The organism is Paraburkholderia sp., assembly GCF_036488795.1.
GTDB lineage: Bacteria > Pseudomonadota > Gammaproteobacteria > Burkholderiales > Burkholderiaceae > Paraburkholderia.
In genome coordinates this window covers 1-8,624 of the sequence record NZ_DASXHA010000070.1, presented here as the reverse complement: position 1 = coordinate 8,624, position 8,624 = coordinate 1, and the positions used below count along the sequence as shown (strand labels likewise).

8 protein-coding genes are annotated in these 8,624 nt (G+C 62.4%); 6 read left to right on the top strand and 2 right to left on the bottom strand.

What is annotated here, in order from left to right:
- The 3 genes from VGH41_RS09515 to VGH41_RS09505 all read left to right on the top strand — a co-directional run.
- A partial coding sequence (locus tag VGH41_RS09515) for a sugar ABC transporter ATP-binding protein (RefSeq protein ID WP_331597141.1) occupies positions 1 to 1,406 on the top strand: 1,406 nt, incomplete at its 5' end.
- Positions 1,403 to 2,434 (top strand): ABC transporter permease, encoded by a 1,032-nt coding sequence (locus VGH41_RS09510; RefSeq protein WP_331597140.1) that lies wholly within the window; start codon positions 1,403 to 1,405, stop codon positions 2,432 to 2,434. The genes VGH41_RS09515 and VGH41_RS09510, both read left to right, overlap by 4 nt.
- Before the next feature lie 86 nt (positions 2,435 to 2,520).
- Entirely contained in the window at positions 2,521 to 3,495 is a 975-nt protein-coding gene (locus VGH41_RS09505; protein WP_331597138.1) for a substrate-binding domain-containing protein, read from the top strand.
- 133 nt (positions 3,496 to 3,628) lie between these two features.
- Here the strand turns inward: VGH41_RS09505 and VGH41_RS09500 are convergent, their stop codons facing one another.
- Together VGH41_RS09500 and VGH41_RS09495 are read right to left on the bottom strand one after the other, a co-directional pair.
- A complete protein-coding gene (locus VGH41_RS09500) occupies positions 3,629 to 4,234 on the bottom strand; it encodes a hypothetical protein (RefSeq protein WP_331597136.1) in 606 nt (201 codons plus the stop codon).
- A 35-nt stretch (positions 4,235 to 4,269) separates the two neighbouring features.
- On the bottom strand, positions 4,270 to 5,127 hold the full coding sequence (locus VGH41_RS09495; RefSeq protein ID WP_331597135.1) for a hypothetical protein: 858 nt from the start codon (positions 5,125 to 5,127) through the stop codon (positions 4,270 to 4,272).
- Between the two features lie 86 nt (positions 5,128 to 5,213).
- On the opposite strand from VGH41_RS09495, the gene VGH41_RS09490 reads away from it, so the two are divergent.
- From VGH41_RS09490 to VGH41_RS09480, 3 genes are all read left to right on the top strand, one after another.
- The gene (locus tag VGH41_RS09490) at positions 5,214 to 6,203 is read left to right on the top strand and encodes a sugar-binding transcriptional regulator (RefSeq protein ID WP_331597134.1); all 990 of its coding nucleotides are present in this window, start codon (positions 5,214 to 5,216) and stop codon (positions 6,201 to 6,203) included.
- Between the two features lie 390 nt (positions 6,204 to 6,593).
- On the top strand, positions 6,594 to 7,925 hold the full coding sequence (locus tag VGH41_RS09485) for an NAD(P)H-dependent oxidoreductase (RefSeq protein WP_331597133.1): 1,332 nt from the start codon (positions 6,594 to 6,596) through the stop codon (positions 7,923 to 7,925).
- A 29-nt stretch (positions 7,926 to 7,954) separates the two neighbouring features.
- The coding region (locus VGH41_RS09480) for a thiamine pyrophosphate-dependent dehydrogenase E1 component subunit alpha (RefSeq protein WP_331597132.1) at positions 7,955 to 8,624 on the top strand (670 nt) is incomplete at its 3' end.

Sequence of the window (8,624 nt, the reverse complement as noted above, 5' to 3'; positions counted from 1 at the left end):
AAAACGGCGCGGGCAAATCCACCCTGATGGGGGTCCTGTCGGGCGCGGTGCGGCCCGATGCGGGCGTCATCAAGCTCGACGGCAAGCCGCTTGGCTTTGCGAGCCCGCGCGACGCCCATGCCGCAGGGATCGCCATGATCCCGCAAGAGCTCGACCTGGTTCCTGGGCTCGATATTGCCGGCAATCTGTTCCTCGGCAACGAGATGACCCATTGGGGTGTGCTGGCCGGCGCGGCCATGCGTCGCAAAGCACAGGATCTGCTGGCGCGCGCGGGCGTGTCGCTGGACGCCAGTCTGTCGGTCGCAAGCTTGCGCATGGGCGAGCGGCAGCTCGTCGCCATCGCCAAAGCCTTGTCGGCCAATGCGCGCATCCTGATCATGGATGAGCCGACCGCCGCTTTGTCGGCCGTCGAAGCGGACCATCTGTTCGGCGTCGTGAAAGAACTGTCCGAACGCGGCGTCGGCATCGTGTATATCTCTCACCGGCTCGAGGAAGTGACGCGCATCGCGCATCGGGTGACCGTGATGCGCGATGGCGCCGTGGTCGGCACGACCGCCCCTGACGCACCGCAGGCGACGCTGGTTCAGTTGCTGGTGGGACGGCCGTTTTCCGATCTGTTTCCGCCGCGTGCGGAGAAGGTGGGGGCGCCGATCCTGCGGCTCGAACATGCTGCGTTCGAGCCCGACATCCCACGCGTTGGCTGGCAGGCGCCGCGCGATATTTCGCTGACGGTGCATGAAGGCGAGATTGTCGGGCTTGCCGGCCTGATGGGAGTGGGGCGGACAGAACTGCTTTCGACTTTGTACGGCTTCGGCACGAGCGGACATTGGCACGGGCTTGTCGAAGTGCGCGGCCGGCCGACGGCACTCGGCAACATCCACGCAGCGCGCCGGGCGGGGATTGCCTATGTCACGGATGACCGGCGCGGCACCGGACTGATCCTCTCGCACACCGTCGCGCAGAACACAGTCATGTCGACACTCAGGCGCGTCACGCCCTTCGGTCTCGTCTCGCGCGCGCTCGAGCGGCGCGAGGTGGGGCGCGCGCTGAACGAATACGACGTGCGTCCGCGCCTGCCCGAAGCGAAAGTCGTCAATCTATCGGGCGGCAACCAGCAAAAGGTGGTCTTCGCCAAGGAGCTCCTGAACGATCCGGGTTTGCTGTTGCTCGACGAACCCACGCGCGGCGTCGACGTCGGTGCCAAGGCCGAAATCTACCGGCGCCTGCGCAGCCTCGCCGAACAGGGCCTTGGTGTGCTGATGGCGTCTTCGGAACTACCCGAGCTGATCGGCTTGTGCGACCGGATCATCGTGATGCAGGCAGGACGAACGATTCAGGAATTCGGCCCGAATCCCAGCGAAGAGGCTGTCCGGCGCATCAGCGAAGGGGAGGGTCTTGCCGCATGAGCACGACGCCGACCTCCACCACGTCCGGGGATCGTCCGCGTGGGCTGCTCACTTATCTGGTCCGCTTTCAGAGTCTGCTGGGACTCATCCTCGTGGTGGGCGCGGGCATTATCTGTTCGCCGCGCAGGCATGGCCATATCCTGTTTCTTGCGCCCGACAACATCGCCAACATCATCCGGTCGATCTCCGAAACGGGCATCCTCGCTCTGGGGATGACCTTCGTGATCATCGCGGCGGGCATCGATCTCTCGGTCGGAGCTGTGCTGGGACTCTGCTCGGTATTGACTGCGACCTTGCTGGTCAACCAGGGTTGGGGACTCTGGAGCACGCTGTCACTCGTCATCGCCACGGGCGTGATATTCGGCGCCATTCAGGGGGTGATCTCCACCACGTTGCGCATTCAGGCCTTTATCGTCACGCTCGCCGGACTTCAGGCGGCGCGCGGCTTGTCATTGATCGCCTCCAACAACGCATTCATCAACATCCAGTATGGCGAGGGACCTGGCAACGCGCCGCCCGCGTTCGGTGTGCTCGGCGAGCGGATCGGCGGGGTGTTTCCCGTTGCGACGCTGGTGTTCGTCGTGCTCGCGGTGATCGCGGCTTTCCTGCTCAACAACACGCGTTACGGGCGCTATGTCGTCGCGGTTGGCGGCAACGAAAAGGCGGCGCGCCTGTCCGGCATCCCGGTCAGCGCAATCAAGATCTCGGTCTACGCACTGACCGGCTTTGCGTCTGCGATTGCCGGCATCGTTCATGCCGGGCAGTTTTCCTTCGGTAGCCCTAATGATGGCCTGGGGTACGAGCTCAACGCGATTGCCGCTGTCGTGATCGGTGGCACTGATCTGTTCGGCGGTGCCGGTTCGATGGTCGGCACCATTGCAGGCGCCATCATGCTGGGGGCGCTCGCCAATATTCTGCAGCTCAATGACGTCAGTGCGGCCATGCAACTGCTTGCGACAGGCGCAATCATCGTGATCGCCGCAGCGCTGCAAACTTACGTCGTCGGCCGCGGAGGTTCGAGGCGGTAGTTTCTCGCGTAACTCCCGGCAGCGAAAGTTGGGAGGTGCGCCCGGCTGTCAAGCGCAAATACTTGCATGGGACTGGAGACGGGTACATGAAAACACTTCTGCAAACGACCTTGCTGGTCGCCGGAACGGCGCTCGCCTCCGGCGCATGGGCTGCGGGCAAGCCGCTCGCGAAAGAGTGCGGGCCGAATAACGATTACGTGATCGGCTTTAGCCAGGCGAATTTCAAGGAGCCCTACCGCGAGCACGTCAATCACGAACTCGAGCGCCTCGTGAAGAACTATCCGAAATTCAAGCTCGTGATCGCAGACGGACAGGCAAGTGTGAATACGCAAGTGTCGCAAGTCGAGAACTTCCAGACCCAGCACGTTGATTTACTGATGATCTCGCCGTTCGAGGCCGCGCCGCTGACGCCCGCCGTTTCGGCCGTCTACAAGTCCGGCGTCCCCGTGATCGAACTCGACCGCAAGACGACTGGCGACAACTACACGGCCTTCGTGGGCGGCGACAACCGGGAGATCGCGAGAGAAGCGGGTGAGTGGGCGGCGAAGACGCTGCTGCCCGACGGCGGTGAGGCGGCGATTCTTGAAGGCCTGCCGAGTTCATCTCCCGCCATTGAACGCCTTGAAGGCTTCAAGGCCGGCATTGCCGTCAATCCCAAGATCAAACTCGTGGCGGTACAGCCCGTGGACTGGATGGAAGACCAGGCAGTGACCGTCTTTTCCGCGATGCTGCAATCGCACCCCGACATCAAACTGGTGTACACCAGTAACGATCTGGCGGCGGCGGGTGCCTATATTGCGGCCAAGCAGGCCGGCAAGGTCGACCAGGTGAAGATCATCGGAACGGATGGTTTGCCCGGACCGTCGGGCGGCATTCGCGCGGTTGCGGATGGTCAGTGGGCTGCTACCTATACCTATCCGACGGGCGCGGCACAGGCACTGGAACTCGCCAAGAAAATCCTGATTGACTGCGCGACCGAGGTGCCGCGCAATGTCGTGGTGCCCACCCAGCGGATCGACCAGCAAAATGCGAAGTCGCTGTTCGGCAAGGAACAGTTCTAGGCGGCAAGCGGCGTCTTCGAAAGATTGGGTATGCTAAAAAATCCCGTCAGGCTTCATGTGACGGGATTTTGCTTTGTCTGTGTATGCGTGTATGCGTGTATGCGTGTATGCGTGTATGCGTGTGCGAGAACGGCTAACGGGCGTGCGTGCCGGATCGTTCCGCTGCGGGCCGATTGTTGATCTGGTTCGGTTCGCGCCAGTTCGGTTCGAGCCCCATGAACTTGTCGAAGAAGGCGATAGCGAGGCCCGGTTCCTCGACGATGTTTTCGCGGAACGACTGCCACACGGCTGGGTGAGACAGCGCATCGCTCGGTTCGAGTTCGACTGCGCATTCCTCGCGAACCGTCTGTTTGAGCGCGCCGATGCAGAAGTAGGTCAGCACGTAGCCGGTCGGCCACCAGTCGGCGATGTTGCCAGACGACGGCCGCATCAGCACCGACGCATCTTTCTTGACAAGAATGGCCTTGTCGCGCAGCAGGTCGCGCAGTAGCAGACCGAAGACGAACTGGAAGTAGTCGAGTTCGTTGTGTTGCCGATACTCGGCGTTGCGTTCAACGACATCGAGCCACGCGAAGAAAGCGGTCGTGAAATTGCGGTCGTCGATCTCGATCTGCAGGCCATGCTGTTGATCGTATTCGGCGCAGCAACGCTGCAGCAGCTGCCGGCATGGTGTCAGCTTCTGCACGCGCTTCCACGTTCCCATCTCTTGCGCGTCGACGCTACAGATCGGCTGACTCATTCACGCGGCTCCTCGACGGATAGGGCGCACCGGTTTCAGCACAGATGCGCGATCACATACTCGATTTCGTGGCTCAGCGCCGACAGCGGTTCGGGCGCCTTCAGGGCCCGTTTGAACGCGGTTTCGCGCGCGCCGACCACGTCGGAGAAGAAGCGCACCGTGGCATCCGGGTCACCCGGAATTCCGGTCGGGCACACGTCTTTGGCGAGCGAGGCCAGCGCGAGCATCAGGAACACGTACGCGTTCGGTTCGGTGACGAGCCACCATGGCGCGTTGGCGTCGGGTAGCGCGTCGAAGCGCGTGCTGCGGATCGGCTGCGTGTCGATGAGCGACAGCACCAGTTGCGCGCACGCGAGGCTGAGCGCGCGACGCGAGGCGATCGCGCCGGCCAGCGGCTTCGCGGCATTGACCTGCGGTGCTTCCAGAGCGGCAGCAATGTCCTCGAGCGCGGCGCTGATGCGATGCTCGAAGATCAACACGTCGTTCGCGCCGCTTTGAATCAGCATGCGTTTGGCCGCAGCGTAGTACGCCATCGAGAATTTGCGCAGCGTCTTCGCGGGGCCGCTCAAAAGCGCCAGATAACACGTGAGCGGTTCCAGCGCGACCGGTGATTTCCAGGGGTCCTGCAAGGTCGGCAGGGCGTGACCCGCAAATGACTCGGCTGTTTCGATCAGGTCGTCGGCGAGATGCGCGACGGATTCGAGCGACAGGTAGTTGGCTGGCTTAACGGGTGGGGCGGACGGTGAGCGGGAGACCACGGGGCCGTCGCTTTTGACGCGACCGGGCACATTGCGCGCCGCATAACGAAGTTGACGCGCACAATCTCTCAGCGCGAGCCCCAGTTGACTAATGTCGCGGCTCAGATGCTGCGGCAAGGGCGATTTTGACTCCATGAGCGTCTCAATGTTGAAACATTTGAAGTTAAGATAGCACAAGTGTTCAGCGCAAAGACTGAATTTTTTAAGGACAGGAGTCAAGGTTGCAGAAAGCGAGCGTTGCCATTGAGAGCGTCGAAAATGACGAGCAAAATCCCGCGCGGCGCCTGCGTTTGCGCGCTGCGTGGATGTATTTTGTCGAGGAAATGACGCAGAACGAAATCGCCGCCAAATTGGGTATCGGACGCGTCACGGTCGTACGGCTTCTCGCAGCCGCGCGTGAACGCAATGAGGTGAAGATCACGATTGGCGATCGCCTCGCCGAATGCGTCGAGGCAGAGCGTCTGCTGGAAAGTCGTTTCGGCATCGACGAGGCCATCGTCGTGCCGCTGTCGGCGCGCGGCGCAGATGCAACTGGGCCCGTTGCCGCGGCGACCGGCGCCTATGTGTCGTCGCTGGTGCGTGCCAACATGCGCATCGGGGTGGGATGGGGGAGAACCCTGGTGAACTCGCTGGCATTCATGAACGAACGGACCGTGGAGAACGTTTCGGTGGTCTCGCTGCTCGGCGGCATCATGAAAGCGCGCAAGTTCAATCCCGCCGAATTCGCGTGGCGCTTTGCGTCGTTGTTCCAGGCAGATTGTTATCTGATGACCGCGCCGCTCGTCGTGGATAGTGCGGCTACGCGTCAGACCCTCATCGAGCGTTGCGGTCTTGCCGATATTTTTGAACTCGCCAAGTCGCTCGATGCGGTCGTGATGAGTGCCGCAGGCACGGGTGCGGACGCCACTTCGCATCAATCGAAATTCATTAGCAACGCAGACCGTTCGTCAGTCGTGAAGGCGGGCGCGGTGGGTGACCTGCTGTTCAACTTCTTCGATGCGAATGGCGAGCTGGTCGATCATCCGATCAACGAGCGCGTCATGTCGGTACCGCTCGACATTGTCAGGAAAGTGCCTATCCGTGTGCTCGCGGCGGGCGGTGCCAGCAAGGTGCAGGCGCTCGCCGGCGCGCTGAAACTGCTCAAGCCCACGGTGCTGATTACAGACGAATACACCGCAAAAGATGTGCTCAAACTGGTGGGCGCCGCCTGAACGGAATGTCGCGTGACGCACTAAAAGCGCTATCGGTTAACACCATCTAGCAACCTGATCAGTTCGCACAAAGAGTACCCGCGCGTCCGCGTCCGCGCCCGCGCCCGCGCGCGGCTTCCTTCGTTTTCCTCCAAAACTCCCCAGCAACTCTTACGCCCGGCAAAAAACACCGCCATGCCACCCGCCGTGGCGCGGCGTGTTGCGCTCGTGCGGCCGCTCTACGGGTTAGTCCCAAGCTCCGAACACCTGTTTTCGGCAAAGTCGTCCTTGTACCTCGTGTGAACAAAGTGCTATTGTGAAATACATAAGTTCTAGACGTGTCACGAAGCGACTGATCGCCTACCCGCACTTCCCGCGCGTTCGCGCGCCGAATCTCAGGAGCCATGTTCCATGCACAACATCACCCCAAGCGGCCTCGCGGCCGACCTCGAAAAGCGCGCTGCTTCCGGCCGTCCTATCCGCATTGGTCTGATTGGCAGCGGCGAGATGGGCACGGACATCGTGACTCAGGTACGGCAGATGCATGGCCTCGAAATCGGCGCGATCGCCGACCTGCGTCCCGAGATGGCGCGTAAAGCGGTGCAGGTCGCCAACGGCACCGATAGCGGCTACCGGATGGTCGAGACGCGCAGCGCGCTCGAACAGGCCATTGAAGCCGGCGACATCGCGATTACGCAGGACGTGAACGCGGTATGCACGAGCGATCTGATCGACGTGGTGATCGACGCGACCGGCAAGCCCGCAGTCGGCGCGCAGATTGGCCTCGTTGCCATGGAGCACGGCAAGCATCTGGTGATGATGAACGTCGAAGCGGATGTGACGATCGGCGCTTATCTGCGGCGCGAAGCGGAGCGCCTCGGCGTGGTCTATTCGCTCGGCGCCGGCGACGAACCGAGCTCCACGATCGAACTGATCCAGTTCGTGAGCGCGCTCGGCTATCCGATCGTCGCGGCGGGCAAGGGCAAGAACAACCCGCTCAATATCGACGCCACGCCGGACGTCTATCTGGACGAGGCGCGCCGCCGCAACATGAACCCGCGCATGCTGGTGGAGTTCGTCGACGGCTCGAAGACGGCCGTCGAGATGGCCGCGATCGGCAATGCGACCGGCCTCTCGCCGGACGTGCCGGGCATGCACGGTCCGTCGGCCACGCTCGACGAACTTCACAAGGTGCTGTGCCCGCTGGCCGATGGCGGCATCCTGTCGCGCAAGGGCGTGGTCGACTACACGATCGGCAAGGGCGTGGCGCCCGGTGTCTTCGTCGTGGCGGAACTGGCTCACCCGCGTTTGCGTGAACGCATGGAAGACCTGAAGCTCGGCGAGGGACCGTATTACACGTTCTATCGTCCCTATCACCTCACCAGTCTCGAAGTACCGCTCACCTGCGCGCGTTCGGTGCTGTATCGCCGCGCCGACATGCAGCCGCTGCCCGTGCCGGTCGTCGAGGTCTGCGCCGTGGCGAAGAAAGACCTCCAGCCCGGCGACCGGCTCGATGCGATTGGTGAATACACCTATCGGGCCTGGGCGATGTCAGTCGGCGATGCCAAAGCACAGCATGCGGTACCGTGCGGCCTGATCGAAAACGGCCGGGTCTTGCAACCGGTTCGCCGCGGCGAACTGCTGACCTATCGCAACTGCGCAGTGGATGCCGATTCGCCGATTGTCGCGCTACGACGTCTGCAAGACGAAATGGTGTACGGCAAACCGCTCGCCGTCGCCTGAAGGCCGTCGGACGCTAAAGGAGCTTGAACATGCAGCAGATCATCGAAGCGTTGCCCGTCAGGCCGGCCACGATGCTGCCGGCGGTGTTGCGCCGTCACGAGCCGGCGACACTGCGCGAAGCCTTGCGCAAGATGTATCTCGTGCGGCGTTTCGAGGAGAGTGCCGAGCAGGCCTATATGCGCGGCCTGATCCACGGCACGATGCATCTTTCGATCGGCCAGGAGGCGAGCGCGATTGGCGCGACGCTGCCGCTCACCGACGCCGACTACATTACGTCGACGCATCGCGGCCACGGCCATTGCATCGGCAAGGGCGCAGATCCGAAGCGGATGTTCGCGGAGTTCTTCGGCAAGGAGACCGGCTATTGCCGCGGGCGCGGTGGCTCGATGCATATTGCCGACGTGAGCCGTGGCAACCTGGGCGCGAACGGCATCGTGGGCGGCGGCATGCCGATCGCGGTGGGCGCGGCGTTGTCGGTGAAAAAGCAGCGCAAGGACAGCGTGGTGATGTGTTTCTTCGGTGACGGGGCCAATAACGAGGGCGCTTTCCACGAGTCGTTGAATTTCGCTTCCATCTGGAAGTTGCCGGTGATCTTCGTGTGCGAGAACAATCGCTATGGCATGTCGATGTCGGTGGAACGCTCCACGGCCGTTCCGCACATCGCGCAACGCGCCCTGGCATATGACATTCCCGGCGTGA